Origin of the sequence: Acinetobacter sp. NIPH 1852, assembly GCF_022549455.1 — a bacterium.
GTDB lineage: Bacteria > Pseudomonadota > Gammaproteobacteria > Pseudomonadales > Moraxellaceae > Acinetobacter.
The window spans coordinates 161,482-180,606 of sequence record NZ_JAKZGG010000005.1 but is presented as its reverse complement, the minus strand read 5'-3'; the positions used below and the strand labels follow the sequence as shown (position 1 = coordinate 180,606).

Here is a 19,125-nt window from a genome sequence, read left to right as displayed (position 1 = left end):
TCTGGCTTGGGTCTAGTGGAAATTTATACCGCTTAAAGTCAGTTTTATTAGATTAGGAAAATATCATGTCTTCAAAAATGTACGCTGGCGTTGTTGCCAGTCTGAGCCTATTGTTTGCACCCTATAGTTGGGCTGCGATTAAAGAATATCATCTCAATATCAATCAAGAGATGGTCAACATTACTGGGAAACCAGTCAAACGAATGACGGTAAATGGTAAATTTATTGCACCGCTTTTAGAGTTTGAAGAGGGCGATGAAGCAGTCATCCATGTCCATAATCAATTAAAGGATCAAGATACCTCTTTGCATTGGCATGGTTTACTTTTACCCGGTCTGATGGATGGAGTCCCCGGGTTTAATGGTTTCAATGGAATTAAACCAAATGGCAGTTTTGAGTATCGTTTCAAGGTACGACAAAATGGAACCTATTGGTATCACGCGCATAGCAAAGGGCAAGAACAAGATGGTTTGTATGGCGCACTGGTGATTTATCCAAAAGGCAAACAGCCTGTTGCGGCACATGAAAAAGCACAACGTGACTATGTGGCGATGCTCTCTGATTTTCATGAAACGGACAGCGATCAGATCATGGCAAATCTAAAAAAGTCTGCGGAGTATTATCAGAATCAACGTGAAACGGTTGCCGATGTTTGGAAACAAGTCAAACAGCAGGGTCTAAAAGCGACATGGCAAGACCGTTCGATGTGGAATCAGATGCGGATGCTTAAAACTGATTTGTCTGATGTCACAGGCTATACCTTTCTTGTAAATGGAAAAACACCACAACAGAACTGGACGGGGGCATTTAGAACAGGTGAAAAAGTTCGTTTGCGTTTTATCAATGCCTCGGCTATGTCATTCTTTGATGTACGTATTCCAAATCTAAAAATGACGGTGGTGAGTGCGGATGGTCAGCCAGTACAACCTGTAGCAGTCGATGAGTTTCGTATTGGTGCAGCAGAGACTTATGATGTGCTGGTTGAGCCAAAACAGCCACATTATCAAATCGAAGCTGAATCGATTGATCGTTCGGGTTTTGCCATCGCTTCGTTACATAATGAAATTCAAACTCAGCATACGATTGAAATGCCTAAACCACGTCCACGTTCATTATTGACGATGGATGATATGGGGCATGGTTCGCATGCTCAGATGGATCACAGCGCTCATGGTCAAATGAAGATGGCTGAAATGGATCACAGTGCGCACGGTCAAATGAATATGGCCAAAATGGATCATAGTACCCACGCGCAGATGAATCATGATGCTCATGACCAAATGGATCATAGCGCCCATCAACAGCAGACAACTGCTCGTAATGAAAAATCAAAACTTGAAACAGTATTTGGTTGGGCCAATGCAGCAACGCCTATGGGACATAAAGCGTTACAGTACGCTGATCTGAAATCCTTAACACCGCAAGCTGATACGCGTCCAGCTGAAAGAGAGTTGGTCATTCGTCTAGGTGGCACCATGGAACGTTATATCTGGACCATCGATGGTAAGAAATTTAGTGACAAAGATTTTGAACCGTTGAAAGTACAGTATGGTGAACGTATTCGCTTGAAGTTTGTGAATGAAAGCATGATGGCGCATCCGATGCATTTACATGGCATGTTTATGCAACTAGAAAATGGGCAAACTGCAGCCAATATGCCCAATAAACACACCATCGTGGTTCCACCGGGTCAAACGGTCACTGCTATGCTTACCGCGGATGAATTGGGCGAGTGGGCGATTCATTGTCATTTATTATTCCATATGTCAGCAGGCATGATGAGTAAGTTGATTGTTGCCAATGTCGATGATTCAAAAAACGTTAAGCAAAAAACCAGCCCTGTTCAATCTTCTCAAGGAGAGAGCCATGCACATCACTAAGCGATCTTCTGAGATCAAGCGATATACTCAATTGGTTTTTATTGGTGGTCTCATATCTTCGATCAGTCTATTGACCTCGGCACATGAAGGCCATGATCATCAAATGATGCAATTACAATCGAGTATGCAATCAAATGCATCTGCATCAATGGATCATTCACACCATCCAATCATCCCGACACAGCAAGTCCAGATTACTCAACATGGGCAGCATGATCATCGCCTAGAACATGGCGGGCAAGTTTATCAGGCGACCAGTTTGGAGAGTGCTTGGACTGTGGGTGATGACGGACGAGGACGTGCCAGTACTGAGTTGAAAACTTGGGTGGGCACTGATGAGAATAAAGTTTTTATCAAAGCCCATCTAGAAAAGGCTGAATCCGAACAAGCTGACACTGAAGCAAAGGTATTGTACAGTCGTAATATTGCAGATTTTTGGGATATACAGGCAGGTTTGCGGTATCAATATCAGTCTGAACAACAGCAAGATAAAGATCAATGGAGTGCGGTATTTGGCTTACATGGTTTAGCGCCTTATTTCTTTGAAACGGATGCGTATGTATATGCAGGCCAAGATCAGCGTTGGCAGCTTAGTTTAGAAAGTAGCCGTGATTTCTTGTTCACCCAAAAGTTGATTGCACAGCCTTATGTGAATGCAGATGTGGTATTGAATGATGAATCTAAATATGCACGTAAAACAGGTCTATCTAAGCTGCAAACGGGCGTACAAATGCGTTATGAAATCAGTAAAAAAGTAATGCCGTTTATAGATGTTGCCTACGCTTATCATAAAGGTGTAAAGCAGACGGAATGGCAAACCGCATCGCAGCACGAAAAAGGTGGATTGTACGGTGCTGGTGTTACGCTAAAGTTCTGATATTTTGCTTAATTTTTAACATTTTTGAGATACTGTTGGTTTATACTAGCAGTATCTTTTTTGAGTCATTTATGGTGCATCAATGGCTTTAGAACAACAAAACAATCAAATAACAGAAAGAACAAAGCAATCTGAAAAGGTTGGGCGTACCCAAGATACGTTAGCGTCGCAATTAGAGTTGATTGCACCCGATGGCAGTATGTACGTGAGTTACTATTATATTCCACAGATGAGTAGTGTTGTGGAGGCTCAACGTGTCAGAAAAGCACTGATTCCTTTTGCTGCAATACTGGTAGAACACAATATTGATTTAGAAGTACGTCATTTAACCCTTTATCACGATGACTCTATTGATGAAGTCACGGCTGTATTACAAGCGTTGAACTTAGGTGCAGAACTACAGCAAACAATGTCTCATTATGAGCCATTGGAGCTTGCAAACTTCAAACCACCACAATCTGATGAATCGAGCAACAAACAAGAAAGAGTAGGATTTTATTTAAAAGCAGCTCAAAAATTTTTATATGTGGTTTTAGAAAAGTGTAGACAATGGATTAAAGCATTGCGAAGCAAAAAGGATAAATAATATGCCGAGATGGATGTATGGCCTCATGGGCTTTGCATTGATTTGGCTGGTTTGGACCAATTGGCTTAAACCTGTACCTAATCTCACTCAAGTTACTGCACAGGGTGTGCAAATCGTAGAATTACAGTCTTATGAAGGTACCTTTCGTGTGCTTTCACGCAAAGATTATCATTCGGGGCGAGAGGCTGAGTTTTCTCCAATTGATTTAGCGGTTGGTTGGGGCGATATGGCGAAACCCGATATCTATAAACATGTTGATATTTCACAACGAAATCGTTGGTATTATTGGCGTGTAGATGCACAACCTCCCATTGCGTTACGCGAAATCGCAGTACAAAGTGCCAATATGCATATCGTGCCTGCAACCGCACAGGTCGCCGAACAGCTTAAGAAAATTAAAAAAGATGATTTGGTTAATTTGAAAGGTGCATTAATAGAAATTCAGGCGCCTGATGGATGGCGTTGGAGGAGTTCCTTGTCACGTGAAGATACGGGGAGTGGGGCATGTGAGTTGATGCGAGTCGATAGTGTGGTTTGGTATTGAGTGTTTGGTATAAGTAAGCCATTGAATAAGCATCGTTTAGATACATAATAATTCACATGATTGCAAGATTATAAATTACACTATTGGGTTGAGTAGGACGACCTCTCATTAAAGAATCACGTTGGGACGACCCAACCCTTGCTATACACGAGAGAAAAAATGGCGTGGGCAATTTTAATTTTGGCAGGTATTTTCGAAATTATTTGGGCGTATTCAATGAAACTGTCAGAGGGTTTTACTCGTTTAACTCCGACAGTGATTACCCTCGTTTTTATGATTTTGAGTTTCGGTTTACTTGCGACAGCAATGAAAACTTTGCCGTTGGGCACTGCTTATACCGTTTGGACAGGGATCGGTGCAATCGGATCATTTGTTATCGGTATTATGGTATTAAATGAACCTATGACGGCTATGCGAATGATCGCAGCGGTACTGATTGTATCTGGTTTAGTTTTGATGAAACTTTCATCAAATTAAGACAAACTCCCCCTCTTTATCAAAGAGGGTGAGCTACGATTGAAGTAGCGTAAAGGAGATTTTTTTCATGCAACTGGTTTATATGTATATGGATTCTCCAGTGGGTACATTAAAACTGGTTGCGCATGATCACGCCTTAGTTGCGGTGATGTGGGACAATGAAGATCATAAGCGCGTACGCTTGGCAACGTTGTTAGAGAACACTCAACATCCGATGCTGCTCAAAGCGAAACAACAATTACAACAATATTTTGCAGGACAACGTCAGCAATTTGATTTGCCTTTGGATTTTCAGGGTACCGTATTTCAACAACACGTTTGGAATGCTTTGCTAACGATTCCTTATGGTGAAACGCGTAGTTATAAGGATATTGCGCTTCAGATTGGCAATGTGAAAGCAGTACGTGCGGTCGGTGCTGCCAATGGCAAGAATCCAATTTCAATTATTGCGCCGTGTCACCGGGTGATTGGTTCTGGTGGGGCATTGGTGGGTTTTGCAGGTGGGTTGGATAAGAAGCAGATTTTGTTGAACTTAGAGCAAAGTAAATCTGCTTAGTTTATTGATAAAAACTCGATTTTTTTGATTATTTAGCATAAGCTTTTAAGGTAAGGTTTGATATATAAACCTTAGTAGATTTTTGATACGCGGAAATGTCACCCGCAACCTGCGTGGTTTAAAAAACATGTAAGTTATTGTATTTATAATTTAAATTAAATAGATGCAAAAAATGAACAGGTTTTGCGGGGGACAAATGGTTTTGCCTACTTTTCCCGAAAGAAAAGTAGGTCGAGCCGAAGGCTTATCCTAAAATTGGATGAATGTTCGGCAAGACTCCGATGAGATAGATCTCTTAATTGAATATCAAGCTAAAATCTTTAAAGCTCAATGAATGGAAGTTTAAAAATGGCTGTTGGTGACGTAACGATGCCACTTATGCATGTGGTGCAGGGTGTAAAAATTGGCTCAACTGAGGCGTATGTACGTTATCCAAACCGACGAGATCTGGTCATTTTTGAATTTGCTGAAGGTTCAAATGTAGCAGGGGTCTTTACCCAAAGCGCATTTGCGGCTGCGCCAGTTTTACTCAGTAAAAAACATTTGGCTGAAAGCACTTCACAAAAGCAGCCACGTTACTTGATTATTAATACAGGCAATGCCAATGCCGCAACAGGTACTGTGGGCTATCAAAATGCCGAAGCAACTTGTGCCAAACTTGCTGAATTGACAGGTGTGCAAAGCAATCAGATTTTGCCATTTTCAACAGGTGTGATTGGTGAGCAGTTGCCAATTGAACGTTTGGTTCAAGGTATTCAACCTGCGTTGAATGATCTAAATACTGATCATTGGGTAGATGCTGCATCAGGGATTATGACCACGGATACCACACCAAAAGGCGCGTCTGAACAATTTGAATTCGATGGCATCACTTATACTATGACCGGTATTAGTAAAGGTGCAGGTATGATTCGCCCGAACATGGCGACGATGTTGAGCTTCGTTGCCACAGATGCCCCGATTGCAAAAGCATTGGTTGAGCAGCTTCTAAAAACAACGGTTGAGCATTCATTTAACCGCATTACCATTGATGGGGATACCTCAACCAATGATTCCTGTATTTTTGTTGCAACAGGTTTAGCTGGTGGTGCTGAGATTGAAAGCCAAGATGATCCGCGTTATCAACAGGTACTCGATGTACTTGCTCGGATGATGAATCGTCTCGCACAGCTGATTGTACGTGATGGTGAAGGTGCAACCAAATTCATTACCGTTCAAGTTGAAGGTGGGGCAAATACTCAAGAGTGTTGTGATGTTGCCTATAGTGTCGCTGAGTCACCATTGATCAAAACGGCTTTATTTGCATCAGATCCAAACTGGGGGCGCATCGTGATGGCAATTGGTAAAGCTGGTGTGCCTAATTTAGACAGCAGTAATGTTCAAGTTTGGTTGGGTGATGTACAAATCTGCTTAGATGGTGGCGCAAATCCAGACTATACCGAAGAAGCAGGTGCGGCAGTGATGGTAGAGAAAGAAATCACTATTCGTATTGATCTTGGACGAGGTACTGCACAGGACACCGTTTACACCTGTGACTTTTCTTACGACTATGTGAAAATTAATGCCGATTATCGTTCGTAAATTTGCGTTATAATGCAGCCTCCACAGTGAGGCTTTTTTTATATCGCTTGTTTGTGGATGTGTTTAATCCCAAATCTCAACAGATACCCACGTTATCAGTTTGCAGTGATGCAAGCGCGCAGGATAGAGAAGACGCTTTATGAATGATGCGAATTTAATTGCGAACGACGCCAAAAATATTGTGCAGACGCATTTAGATCGTTTGGGCGAGCCAAAGGACAATAGCCTAAGCCCAGAAGTGAAACAACAGAAGTTTGCTCAAATCGCAGCCGAGCTTAAAAAAAGAAATGCGGTATTGGTCGCACACTATTACTGTGATCCTGACGTACAAGAGCTTGCCGAACTTACTGGTGGTTGTGTTTCTGACTCATTAGAAATGGCACGTTTTGGTCGTGACCATCCAGCGACGACACTTGTGGTTGCTGGGGTTAAGTTTATGGGCGAAACCTCAAAAATTTTATCGCCTGAAAAAACGGTGCTGATGCCAACTTTAGAGGCAACCTGTTCACTTGATATTGGTTGTCCAGTCGAAGAGTTCTCTGCATTTTGCGATCAACATCCTGATCATACTGTGGTGGTGTATGCCAATACTTCAGCAGCAGTAAAAGCACGTGCGGATTGGGTGGTAACTTCAAGTTGCGCGGTCGAGATTATTGAGCATTTAGACAGTTTAGGTGAAAAAATTATTTGGGCACCTGACCAACATTTGGGCCGTTATATTCAGAAGAAAACAGGCGCAGAAATGTTGTTGTGGGATGGTGCGTGTATCGTGCATGAGGAGTTTCGTGCACGGGGCATTATTCAGATGAAAGCACTTTATCCCGATGCTGCTGTTTTAGTCCATCCAGAGTCGCCTGAGGCGGTTGTGGATATTGCGGATGCGGTGGGAAGTACCTCGCAATTGATCAAAGCAGCACAGACATTGCCGCAGAAACAAATGATCGTGGCAACAGATCGAGGCATTTTTTATAAAATGCAACAAGCTGCGCCTGATAAAGAGTTATTTGAAGCGCCGACAGCAGGTGAGGGTGCAACATGTCGTTCATGTGCGCACTGTCCTTGGATGGCAATGAATGAGTTAGATGGTATTTTGCATGTGTTACAACATAGCGATCAAGAAATACACGTCGATCCAGCATTGGCAGAACGTGCCAAATTACCTTTAGATCGAATGTTGAACTTTAGCGCGTCGTTAAAGCGTTAAAATGTTTGTTAAATATACATTTGATAAGGAAAAATCATTTTTTTTAAAACTAGGTGTTGACGTGATGCAACGTCAAGCCTAGAATGCACACCGTACCGCACGATGTGCGATACAATAAAAGCTGAGATAGATCGGAGCATAGCACAGCCTGGTAGTGCACCTGGTTTGGGACCAGGGGGTCGTAGGTTCGAATCCTACTGCTCCGACCAATTAAAACATGTTGAAAAACATTGTTTTAGGATCGGCCAAGTATCGCATGATAGTTTTATCATCGGTTATGCGCCTGTAGCTCAGTTGGATAGAGCATCCGCCTTCTAAGCGGATGGTCACAGGTTCGAATCCTGTCAGGCGCGCCATTTGGTAGCTTGGTACATAGAATCAAAAGTATGTTATGGTGGATGTAGCTCAGTTGGTAGAGCCCCGGATTGTGATTCCGGTTGTCGCGGGTTCGAATCCCGTCATTCACCCCACTCTTTTATAGAGAGTATCGGAGCATGGCGCAGTCTGGTAGCGCACCTGGTTTGGGACCAGGGGGTCGTAGGTTCGAATCCTACTGTTCCGACCATCATCTTAAAGATGAAATAGAAATCCGCTAAATGAGCGGTTTTTTTGTGCCTGAATTTTTAGGCAACTCTCACTCGCTTCTTGATGAAGTCTCTTCTGTTTTGATTGATTCATTTAAATGACCAACGTTTAAATATGAATTTGTTTGTCATAATTTCAAGCTAGTATTTTATCTTTCATATCTGTTGTTATATAACAGACCTAAAAAGTGATCTTAATATTCGCTCGGTCAGAATATGAGATATGAATCGAAAGTTGATCACTCATTGTATTTCATTCCTACTCTATAAATCAGTTTTAAAAACTCTAAAGAGAGTGAGTGCATGCATAACATAAACTATGTCTTTATTAGTCTTTTGGGTGGGCTCATCGTACCGCTACAATTGGCAATGATTAATGCCTTCCGTCAAGCAAGTGGTGCCACTCAAATACAATCAACATTTTTCTTATATGTTGGTGGGGCGATTGCATCATTGGTTATTGCACTATTTGTCGATGGCAGTATTAAGCCGCCGTTGTACCAACAAACCTCATGGTGGATGTGGCTATCTGGCTTATTAGGATCACTTTATATCCTGTGCATGTTCTTAGCTGCTCCACATATTGGGGCAACCAATACATTACTTTGGATTTTCTTAGGTCAAATGATCTTTGCCACAATAATTGATAGTAGCGGTTTTCTCGGAATGCAGATTAAAAAAATAGATGGTCTTAGATTATTCGGTCTGGGACTTATTTTTATGGGAGGATTGATCATGATCTATAGCGAATATAGACATTCGACAGCTTAAAAAATATTGTAAGTATGGCTGAGAAACGATGAATAAATGATTCAGATATCTTGTCATTAAATCGAAAATTTAAAATATGAAAAATCAGAAAAAGTATCGATAGCTTAATCCTTCGATCAGAATGATTATTTATTGCAACTGTCTTGCAGGATTTGGCTATTGTGATTTGATTGTTAACACGTTATTTTGCACTTTATGATTTAAGTCAGTTAGACAACGACAACAGTATTTAAATACCATATTCTGCATAATGCATGCACTTTTTAAAAAGAAAAAATAGAGATAGATATGACGCAAACAGCTTTTGATTTTGTAATTATTGGTGGTGGCTCAGCAGGATGTGTATTGGCTGGGCGGTTATCTGAAAATCCAAACATTTCTGTATGTTTATTAGAAGCTGGCGGCGATGGAAATAGCTGGTTGGTGAATACACCTGCGGCGGCTGTGATTAGTATTCCAACTAAACTGAATAACTGGGCAATCGAAACGATTCCACAAAAGGGTTTGAATCAACGAAAAGGCTATCAACCCCGCGGTAAATGCTTGGGGGGGAGTTCAGCGATTAATGCAATGGTGTATATCCGTGGACATCGTGATGATTATGATCATTGGGCTGCACTGGGAAATACCGGCTGGTCATATGATGAAGTGTTGCCATATTTTAAAAAATCAGAACATAACGAAAGCATTAAAAATGAATATCATGGGCAGCATGGTCCACTCAATGTCAGTGAGTTGAATTCAGATAATCCTTATCAGCAAACATTTATTGAAGCGGCAAAACAGGCTGGCTATCCACTCAATGATGATTTTAATGGCGCTGAACAAGAAGGTTTAGGCGTGTATCAAGTCACTCAAAAAAATGGTGAACGTTGGAGTGCTGCACGAGGCTATTTATTGCCTTATTTAGGTAAACGTCCTAACTTACATGTGATTACCCATGCGACCGTCTCCCGTATCATTATCGAAAATGGTCGTGCGATTGGGGTAGAGTATAAACAAAAAAGCCAAACCACGATCGTTAAAGCCAACAAAGAGGTGTTGTTGTCAGCTGGCGCATTTCAATCGCCGCAAGTGTTGATGCTATCAGGCATAGGTCCACGCCAAGAGCTAGAAAAGCATGGTATTCCAGTCATAAAAGATTTGGCAGGGGTAGGTGAGAACTTACATGATCATCCCGACTTTATTTTTGCTTATAAAACCAAGCTGATGGACGGGACATTCGGTTTATCTGTTGGTGGGAGCTTAGATTTAGTCAAACAAATTGGACGCTATCGTAAAGAGCGCCGTGGTTTGATTACCACCAATTATGCTGAATGTGGTGGTTTCTTAAAAACGCGACCTGAATTAGACAAGCCGAATTTGCAATTACATTTCGTGATCGCCATCGTGGATAACCATGCGAGAACAATGCATGCTGGACATGGTATTTCTTGTCATGTGTGTTTGCTCAATCCACGTGCACGTGGTTCGGTCAAATTGAGTGGTAAAAATGTAGATGATCCGCTATTAATTGATTTTAAATTCCTTGAAGATGAGCAAGACCTTCAAGATATGGTGGATGGATTTAAAGTCACGCAGAAGTTGATGCAAGCACCAGCTTTGAGTGAAAAAATTAAAGAAGATATGTTTACTGCCAATGTGCAATCTGATGATCAGATTCGAGAGATTTTGCGTCAGCGCGTCGATACGGTATATCACCCAGTGGGCAGCTGTAAAATGGGTGTGGATGAGATGGCCGTGGTTGATCCAGAGCTTAAAGTCTATGGTATAGAAGGACTTCGAGTCATTGATGCGTCGATTATGCCAACAGTAGTGAATGGTAATACCAATGCACCCGCGATTATGATTGCTGAAAAAGCAGTTGATATGATTCGTCAGGCTTGGAAATAAAATCAATTTTCATCAAAATCAGGCGAATTTTTATTTATAGAGGGCGAATGCAATTCGCCCCTACGCCGTTTCATTTTCAATAGGGTGTCGTGGTGTTTCTAACATACGTGGAAAGCTAAAATTATAATTTTTAAGTAGTAGTAGAGAGAGCTTGTATTGGTTTAACAATAATAACTGTGAGACAACACTTTTCTTGCTGACCTGATTTGATAGAGATATTGATATTTAAGCCATAGATTTTGACAATGCAGTTTGTCAAGATTAAGCAAGATTTTGTTGGCTATACTGTTTCAGTAGATCAAAAATCTGAAAAGCGAACAAATGCATTAAAAAAATAAGGAAAGCAACCTATGAAGTCTCTAATTTGTCATAACGCTGAGTTAAAGCTGGAAGACAGTCTCCAATTAGTCCCAGCGAAAGGGCAAGTATTACTTGAAGTGGTACGTTGTGGCATTTGTGGTTCTGATTTACATATGCAACATCACTGTGATCACATGCATGATTTAGCGGCGCGAGTTGGCTTTAATGGTGTAGCCAAATCCTCAGATCAATTTATATTGGGACACGAGTTCTGTGGCAAGGTTTTAGATTATGGTCCAAAAACACGCCGTAAATTAAAAGCAGACACTTTGGTTTGTGCCATGCCATTGCTCAATGTTGATCCACAAGGTTATGTACCAACAGGCCTTTCACCAAGTGCATCAGGCGGTTATGCAGAACAAGTTTTAGTTCAATCTAGTTTGATGTTTGAAGTTCCCAATGGTTTAGATGCGGATCGTGCTGCGCTTACTGAGCCTATGGCTGTTGCCTTACACGCCGTGCGTCGTAGCCGAATTAAGAAAAATGAGCCAGCAATGGTAATCGGTTGTGGTCCAGTTGGTTTAGGTGTGATTATTATGCTCAAAGCAATGGGTGTAAAAACCGTGGTTGCCAGTGATTTTTCACCAAATCGCCGTAAGTTGGCTGAGCAATGCGGTGCAGATATATTGATTGATCCTAAACAACAATCTCCATTTAGCAGTTGGAAAGAGCTTGGTTTGCTGGGTAATGTCTCTGAAGCAATTAATATGGGGATGGGCATTTTTGATAAAGTTCAGACTTTCTCATTGCCATGGGTCAATGCAATGCGTGTGGGTGACAAACTCGGTTTGTTACCGAAGCGCCCAGTGATTTTTGAGTGTGTTGGTGTGGCAGGTATCATGCAGCAGATATTGGAGGGTGCACCACTGTTCTCACGTATTGTGGGGGTTGGTGTTTGTATGCAAAGCGATAAGATCGAACCAGCTTTGGCAATCAATAAAGAACTCGAAATCCAGTATGTGCTGGGTTATACGCCACTGGAGTTCCGTGACACCTTGCATATGATTGCTGAAGGAAAAATTGATGTTTCACCACTGATTACAGGTGTGGTGGGCTTGGAAGGGGTAAGCAATGCCTTTGATGCATTACGTGATCCAGAACAACATGCAAAAATCTTGATTGATCCAAAACGAGCAGGATCGGATATTCAGTTGATTAAAGCTTAAAAGAAATTCAAAAAAAGCTGCTATTTTTGGAAATAGCAGCTGTTTTGTTTTAAGTGACTAAAATAGCCTAAGCAATCTCTGTCTCAGCAGATATTGGAATTTAGTTAAATTGACTACTTAAAAACTTTTGGTGAGGGAGAATGTCACAGTCGAATCAATCGGGTTTGAGATTCGGGCATTTGGATTGCCATTACTATATTCTTTGTAATAATCCTCTTTGTCCCATGCTTTGCTATACATGAGGCTAGCAGCAAGATCATAAGGCAGTTCTTTATTGACTGAGAAACTGGCATCTTGAAAGCTTGCGGCCGAAAAGTTTTTAATACGTTGATTGCCATAATGTGCATCGGCAGACCAGCCTTGACCTAACGGTTGATGCCAGTTGACATCTAAATAGCCTGATCCTCGTGAGTGTTGATCATTGCCGACACCTAAAGTCTTTGAGTTATTACCAAAATAATCTTGGGTATAAGTCACTGCATATTTGACGGTGACGGGTCCATAAGCAATCTCTGGAATAATTTCACCATAGTCAAAACTGGTATTACCTGTTTCCGCTGTGGTTTCTGCACCTGGATAAAAATAGTAAGCGACAGTGACACCGAGAGAAAGGTCGCCAAAGCTGCGAGAATAACCCGTATAAACATCCCACTCTACAGAAGCATCACGGATAAAATGATCACTTACCGTTGATGCCCACGTACCCACGAACAAGCCATTGGGATGTGCATAATCAAGACCGCCTTGTAGGGAGGGTTTGCCCCATGTTTGTTGAAAGCCGCGTGATACATATTGGCTTGCAACGGTGAGATTGGCACTAAACGGTGATACTGTTTCAGTTGTTGACTCGGTTGCATGAGCCGTGTGTAAAAAAAAGCCGAAAGGGATTGTGAATAAAATTCTTTTCATTTGAATTTTCCTAATGGTTGGCAGCACCTTAGATCGCTAAGGCGCTGAACATAACTGGACTAGGTTATGCAAATGGACGTAAAGGACTCTGGCGGATAGGCGTTGAGCCTGCTTTGTAATAAGACGCTTGCGAACGTGGTAGCTTTTGTCCACGAATTTGATCGGCAATTTTCTCTGCCATCATAATGGTGGTGGCATTTAAATTACCTGTGATGATCAACGGCATAATCGAGGCATCAATGACACGTAAGCCTTGCACGCCATGAACACGACCTTGTCCATCAACCACGGCCATCTCGTCTTCGCCCATTTTGCAACTACATGATGGGTGGTAGGCCGTTTCAGCATGGTTACGGATAAAGTCATCCAGTTCTGCATCAGTTTGCACGTGTTTTCCGGGACTGATTTCTTCGCCACGATATGGATCAAGTGCGGGTTGGTGCATAATTTCGCGGGTAATACGGATACCATCGCGGAATTCACGCCAATCTTGTTCTGCTGACATGTAGTTGAACAAAATACTTGGATGCTCAAACGGGTCTTTAGATTTTAGTTTAATCCGACCACGGGATGGCGAGCGCATCGAACCAACATGGGCTTGAAAACCATGTTCTTTCACTGCATTACTGCCGTTGTAGTTAATCGCCACAGGCAAGAAATGGTATTGGATATTTGGCCAATCAAACTCACCTGAACTGCGGATAAAACCACCTGCCTCAAACTGATTACTTGCGCCGATGCCTTTGCCAAGGAACAGCCATTCAGCACCAATCGCGGGTTGGTTATACCATTTCAATGCAGGGTAAAGCGAAACAGGTTGCTTACATTTGTATTGCAAGTACATTTCCAAATGGTCTTGTAGATTTTCACCTACACCAGGAAGATCTTGTACTACTTCGATGTCCATAGATTTGAGGAAGGTACTTTCACCAACACCTGAGCGCTGTAAAATTTGTGGCGATGCAATTGCCCCTGCGCATAGCAGCACTTCACGTTTGGCCTGTGCTTGTTTCATGTTGGCTTGATCCGTGCCAATGATATATTCCACGCCAACGGCTTGTTTTTGATTGAACAAGATTTTGTTGGTCATGGCATGCGTAACGATGGTCAAGTTAGGACGACCTTTGGCCATATCTAAATAGCCACGTGCTGTACTTGAGCGACGTCCTTGAGGTGTTACGGTACGATCCATTGGACCGAAACCTTCTTGTTGATAGCCATTTAAGTCATCGGTTCGTGGATAGCCTGCTTGTACGCCTGCTTCGATCATCGCGTGGAACAGTTCGTTATTGCCTTGTTTGGGAGTGGTCACCGAAACAGGACCATGATCGCCGTGATAGTCATTGCCACCGATATCACGGGTTTCTGCTTTTTGGTAGTATGGTAAACAGTCTGCGTAGGTCCAATCTTCAAGACCTTTGTGCGTTGCCCATTGGTCTAAATCCATCGCATTGCCACGGATATAGCACATGCCATTAATTAAGGATGAACCGCCTAAGCCTTTACCACGACCACATTCCATACGGCGATTGTTCATGTGTGGTTCTGGGTCGGTCAAATAGGCCCAGTTATAGCGGCGACCTTGTAGAGGAAAAGCCAAAGCTGCTGGCATCTGAGTACGAAAATCTAAACGATAATCTGGACCGCCTGCTTCTAATAATAAAACAGTCACATCTTGGTCTTCTGTGAGACGTGCTGCGAGAACATTTCCGGCAGATCCTGCGCCAATGATAATGTAATCGAATTCTTGCTTATTCATAATTAGCCTTTATTGTTGCATGATCAACTGAATACATCGTGATTCAGTTGATCAAGTGAAGATAAAGCGCAATGCTTTTTAGAAAATGCTTTGGTAATCACCAAGCTCAACTTGAATGGATTTAATACGGGTGTAATGGCCCAAAGTGGTTAAACCATTTTCACGTCCAACGCCAGATTGTTTATAACCACCGACTGGCATTTCAGCAGGGGACTCGCCCCAAGTATTGATCCAGCAAATACCCGCTTCGATCTGATGAATCATACGATGCGCTCTGCTGATATCTTGAGTCACGATGCCAGCGGCTAAACCAAAGGTGGTATTGTTGGCACGACGAATCACTTCTTCTTCAGTGGTATAACTGAGAATACTCATGACTGGCCCAAAAATTTCGTCCTGTACAATCCGCATATCATCGGTACAGTCGCTAAAAACGGTAGGTTGAACGTAAGCACCTTGTGCAAAATCGCCATCGAGGACACGTTCGCCACCAATCAATAGCTTAGCGCCTTGCTGCTTGCCTGCATTGATATAAGAGAGCACTTTGTCCATATGTGGAAAGCTGGTCAGCGGACCAAAATTGGTTTCAGCATTCATCGGGTCACCGATACGAATACGTTTTACGCGTTCGACGATAGCCGCTTCAAAATCAGCTAACAGGGCTTTTGGTACAAAGACACGGGTACCATTGGTACAAACTTGACCCGAACTAAAGAAGTTTGCCATCACCGCAATATCTGCGGCACGGTCGATATTTGCATCGGCACAAATAATCAGTGGTGATTTACCACCCAGTTCCATGGTGACTTCTTTAAGGGTAGAGCCTGCGGCACTGGCCATGACTTTTTTGCCAGTTTCGACACCACCAGTAAATGAAATTTTTTCAATGACAGGGTGTTCAGTTAACCATTGTCCAATTTCACTACCAGCACCTTGTACAACGTTAAATACACCGTTAGGAAGACCTGCTTCGGTATAAATTTCTGCAAGTTTGAATGCGGTTAGGGGAGTGGTTTCGCTTGGTTTGAAAATCATGGCATTGCCTGCTGCAAGTGCAGGGGCAGATTTCCATAAAGCAATTTGAATTGGGTAGTTCCAAGCGCCAATACCAGCAACGACACCGAGTGGTTCACGACGGGTATAGAAAAAGCTTGATTCACGAAGCGGGACTTGTTCACCTTGAATCGCAGGGGCAAGACCAGCGTAGTATTCAAGTACATCGGCACCTGTGACAATATCAACAGTCGATGTTTCGCTATAGGCTTTACCTGTATCGAGCGTTTCAAGTTGTGCCAGCTCGTCATTACGTTCACGTAAAATGTCAACTGCACGGCGTAAAATACGAGAACGCTCCATCGCGGTCATGGCTGCCCAGACTTTTTGTCCTTGTTGTGCGCTATGAACGGCGGCTTCAATATCTTGTTGTGAGGCTTGTTGAAGTGTTGCGATCACTTCACCATTGGCAGGGTTAATACTATCAAATGTCTTACCACTGGTTGCTTCAACGTAGCGTCCGTGGATATATAATTGGTGAACGTGTGCATCACTCATTCTGTTTCTCCTGCAAAGGTTTTTTCGCAAATTGTAATTGCGTTTTGACATAGTCATAAGCAATCGAACGGGCAAGTTGGCTGTCAAACTCGTCGTGACTGCTTAAACTGCCGCGTAGCCATAATCCGTCAATCAATGCCGCTAATCCGCGAGCAGCAATGCTGGCCTGTTCTTTATCGAGCAACTTGAGAAAATAAAATTTCAAGTTCGAATACAGGCGTTGATCATTAATGCGTTGCAAACGACCAAGTTCGGGTAGGTGCATGCTTGCAGACCAAAAGTCCAACCAAACACGCATGGCTTGTTTATTGACCTGACTAATATCAAAGTTGGAATCAATAATGGCCTTAATCTGGCTTTCTGGATGTGAATCAGCTTCAACTTTATATTGATCTGTTTTCTGACGTAAAACGTTAAGCATTTCCTGCATACAAGTATTGATGAGTCCTTGTTTGTCACCAAAATAATGACTCACAATACCCGTTGATACTTCAGCTTTTTTTGCGATTTGTGCAATGGTGGTGTTGGATAACCCCACTTCATAAATCACGTTGAATGCGGCGCTGATAATTTCTTCGCGTCGCACGTGCTCAGGTTTTACTCTACGTTTTGTCATGTTGATCCATTGAAAGCCCGATTCAGGTACTTTTTATTTAACATTTCTCAATGTTGAACATCATAACATTTTTTTATCATACTTTTTATTGATTGAACGTTCAATCAATAAAAAGTATGATCTGTAAAAATCAATGAATTTTTGATTGGTTGGTCAAGATTTAAAGTAATAAGAACACACCGATTGCAAGGAGCAACCACATGGTGTCAAAAAGTAATGCTGGATTTACATCCGAACGCGTTCGATTAAATTTATTTGTTTTTTGGAGCTCGGCAATCAGTATTGGCATTTTCGGCCTATTGTTTGTGCTGTTTCCAGAACAAAGTCAGTTTTGGCTCACCTATGTGCAAGAGCAAGTCAACCAATTGTTTGGCTGGTATTACATGTTGGTCATCGTTGCTTGTTTAGGCTTTGTTGCATGGTTGGCTTTTTCGCGGGTTGGGCAGATTCCACTGGGAAAAGATCACGATAAACCTGAGTTTGGTTATATGGCTTGGGTGTCGATGCTATTTTCAGCGGGTATTGGCATTGCATTGCTGTATTACGGTGTTGCTGAACCTGTTGATCATTTCCTAAGACCACCTGAAGGTGAGGGCGGCACGGTTCAGGCGGCGCGAGATGCCATGATGTATAGCTTTTTACATTGGGGTATTCATGGTTGGGTGCTGTATGCCTTGATCGGTGTGACGCTGGGTTATTTTGCTTTCCGTTTAGATTTGCCTTTGGCATTGCGTTCAGCCCTTTATCCTATCTTTGGTGAGCGGATTTATGGCTGGGTCGGGGATTTTGTCGATGGATTTGGTATTTTAGCCACGGTTATTTCATTGGTCACCAACTTAGGGATTGGCGCATTAGTCCTCGTCTCTGGCCTTGTTTATCTCGTACCTGACATCCCTAATAATCATACAACGCTGATAGCAGTGGTGTTGTTGATGATGTTTGTGGCAACGATCACCACGGTGATCGGGATTGAAAAAGGCTTGGCTTGGCTGTCGCGTATTAATCTGCGCTTATTGTATGTGTTGTTGTTATTTGTGTTTTTAACAGGACCGACTAATCATCTACTCAATGGTTTAGTGCAAAACGTAGGGGATTATCTGAGCCAGTTTATTGCCAAAAGTTTTGATATGTATTTGTACGATCAGCAAGCAAATACATGGTTGGGTTCATGGACGGTATTTTACTGGGCATGGTGGATTGCTTGGGCGCCATTTGTTGGCATGTTCATCGCGCGTATTTCCAAAGGGCGCACCATTCGTGAAGTGGTTTTAGGGGTATGCCTTGTTCCGCTTGGTTTTACTTTGGCGTGGATTTCGATTTTCGGAAATACCGCCATTCATTTAATTTTAGACCAAAAACAAAAGGTTTTAGGGGAAATGGTCTTGGCTGACCCCGCATTATCGTTATTTAAATTTCTCGAATATTTGCCTTTCAATCCTTATATTGCTGGGATTGTTGTTATGATTTGTTTCGTTTTGTTTTTGACCCCAGTGGGTTCGGGTACACTCATGATCGCAAATCTATCTTCGAAAGGGGGTAGTAATGAGAGTGATTCACCTATTTGGTTACGTATCTTTTGGTCGGTGGTGATTACTATTGTCAGTATTGGCTTGCTCTTAGCGGGTAGCTTTGATGCGATGCAAAGTGCTGTTGTACTCTGTGGATTGCCATTCTCCGTAATTATTTTGCTTTATATGTTTGGTTTAGCCAAAGCATTGAAGCAAGATCAACAGCTACAAGTTGTAACGACGACATCACAGTCATCCCAACAACAGACCAAACCATCAGAAGATATGTAATTTCGGTTAATG

At 42.3% G+C, this 19,125-nt stretch carries 16 protein-coding genes and 4 tRNA genes; 16 read left to right on the top strand and 4 right to left on the bottom strand.

Annotated features, from left to right (window positions below; translation table 11 throughout):
• The first annotated feature begins 65 nt into the window (after positions 1-65).
• The 15 genes from MMO38_RS06195 (at position 66) to MMO38_RS06125 (ending at position 12,479) form a co-directional block, all read left to right on the top strand.
• Complete coding sequence (locus tag MMO38_RS06195) at positions 66-1,880, top strand: copper resistance system multicopper oxidase (RefSeq protein WP_241322935.1); 1,815 nt, start codon at positions 66-68, stop codon at positions 1,878-1,880.
• The gene (locus MMO38_RS06190; RefSeq protein ID WP_241322934.1) at positions 1,867-2,757 is read left to right on the top strand and encodes a copper resistance protein B; all 891 of its coding nucleotides are present in this window, start codon (positions 1,867-1,869) and stop codon (positions 2,755-2,757) included. Before MMO38_RS06195 ends, MMO38_RS06190 begins: the two co-directional genes overlap by 14 nt.
• A gap of 82 nt (positions 2,758-2,839) precedes the next feature.
• Positions 2,840-3,343 carry a cobalt transporter gene (locus MMO38_RS06185; RefSeq protein WP_241322933.1) on the top strand — a complete coding sequence of 168 codons (504 nt, stop codon included), beginning with the start codon at positions 2,840-2,842 and terminating at the stop codon, positions 3,341-3,343.
• 1 nt (position 3,344) lies between these two features.
• A complete protein-coding gene (locus tag MMO38_RS06180; RefSeq protein ID WP_004669828.1) occupies positions 3,345-3,887 on the top strand; it encodes a hypothetical protein in 543 nt (180 codons plus the stop codon).
• Between the two features lie 159 nt (positions 3,888-4,046).
• Positions 4,047-4,364: a multidrug efflux SMR transporter gene (locus tag MMO38_RS06175; protein ID WP_005198346.1), complete on the top strand. Its 318-nt coding sequence runs from the start codon at positions 4,047-4,049 to the stop codon at positions 4,362-4,364.
• A gap of 67 nt (positions 4,365-4,431) precedes the next feature.
• Complete coding sequence (locus tag MMO38_RS06170; protein WP_241322932.1) at positions 4,432-4,920, top strand: methylated-DNA--[protein]-cysteine S-methyltransferase; 489 nt, start codon at positions 4,432-4,434, stop codon at positions 4,918-4,920.
• A gap of 348 nt (positions 4,921-5,268) precedes the next feature.
• Positions 5,269-6,501, top strand: a complete 1,233-nt coding sequence (argJ, locus tag MMO38_RS06165; RefSeq protein ID WP_241322931.1) for a bifunctional glutamate N-acetyltransferase/amino-acid acetyltransferase ArgJ — start codon at positions 5,269-5,271, stop codon at positions 6,499-6,501.
• Positions 6,502-6,640: 139 nt separating this feature from the next.
• Positions 6,641-7,705: a quinolinate synthase NadA gene (gene nadA / locus MMO38_RS06160; protein ID WP_004669832.1), complete on the top strand. Its 1,065-nt coding sequence runs from the start codon at positions 6,641-6,643 to the stop codon at positions 7,703-7,705.
• 132 nt (positions 7,706-7,837) lie between these two features.
• A tRNA-Pro gene (locus MMO38_RS06155) sits at positions 7,838-7,914 on the top strand.
• A gap of 70 nt (positions 7,915-7,984) precedes the next feature.
• A tRNA-Arg gene (locus MMO38_RS06150) sits at positions 7,985-8,061 on the top strand.
• 38 nt (positions 8,062-8,099) lie between these two features.
• Positions 8,100-8,175 (top strand) — tRNA-His (locus tag MMO38_RS06145).
• Between the two features lie 18 nt (positions 8,176-8,193).
• Positions 8,194-8,270: transfer RNA gene (locus MMO38_RS06140), tRNA-Pro, on the top strand.
• A gap of 322 nt (positions 8,271-8,592) precedes the next feature.
• A complete protein-coding gene (locus tag MMO38_RS06135; RefSeq protein ID WP_005198340.1) occupies positions 8,593-9,060 on the top strand; it encodes a DMT family transporter in 468 nt (155 codons plus the stop codon).
• Between the two features lie 288 nt (positions 9,061-9,348).
• Positions 9,349-10,953, top strand: coding sequence for a choline dehydrogenase (locus MMO38_RS06130; protein ID WP_241322930.1), 1,605 nt, complete (start codon positions 9,349-9,351; stop codon positions 10,951-10,953).
• A 350-nt stretch (positions 10,954-11,303) separates the two neighbouring features.
• Positions 11,304-12,479 (top strand): zinc-binding dehydrogenase, encoded by a 1,176-nt coding sequence (locus tag MMO38_RS06125; RefSeq protein ID WP_241322929.1) that lies wholly within the window; start codon positions 11,304-11,306, stop codon positions 12,477-12,479.
• Positions 12,480-12,596: 117 nt separating this feature from the next.
• Here MMO38_RS06125 and MMO38_RS06120 read toward each other — a convergent pair whose 3' ends face one another.
• The 4 genes from MMO38_RS06120 to betI form a co-directional block, all read right to left on the bottom strand.
• Positions 12,597-13,388 (bottom strand): TorF family putative porin, encoded by a 792-nt coding sequence (locus tag MMO38_RS06120; RefSeq protein ID WP_241322928.1) that lies wholly within the window; start codon positions 13,386-13,388, stop codon positions 12,597-12,599.
• A 64-nt stretch (positions 13,389-13,452) separates the two neighbouring features.
• The gene (betA, locus tag MMO38_RS06115; RefSeq protein WP_241322927.1) at positions 13,453-15,147 is read right to left on the bottom strand and encodes a choline dehydrogenase; all 1,695 of its coding nucleotides are present in this window, start codon (positions 15,145-15,147) and stop codon (positions 13,453-13,455) included.
• 78 nt (positions 15,148-15,225) lie between these two features.
• Positions 15,226-16,698, bottom strand: a complete 1,473-nt coding sequence (gene betB, locus MMO38_RS06110; protein ID WP_241322926.1) for a betaine-aldehyde dehydrogenase — start codon at positions 16,696-16,698, stop codon at positions 15,226-15,228.
• A complete protein-coding gene (betI, locus tag MMO38_RS06105; protein WP_241322925.1) occupies positions 16,691-17,314 on the bottom strand; it encodes a transcriptional regulator BetI in 624 nt (207 codons plus the stop codon). The genes betB and betI overlap by 8 nt, the downstream gene beginning before the upstream one ends.
• Positions 17,315-17,514: 200 nt before the next feature.
• Between betI and MMO38_RS06100 the strand changes: the two genes are divergently transcribed.
• Positions 17,515-19,113, top strand: coding sequence for a BCCT family transporter (locus MMO38_RS06100; RefSeq protein WP_241322924.1), 1,599 nt, complete (start codon positions 17,515-17,517; stop codon positions 19,111-19,113).
• Positions 19,114-19,125 lie beyond the last annotated feature (12 nt).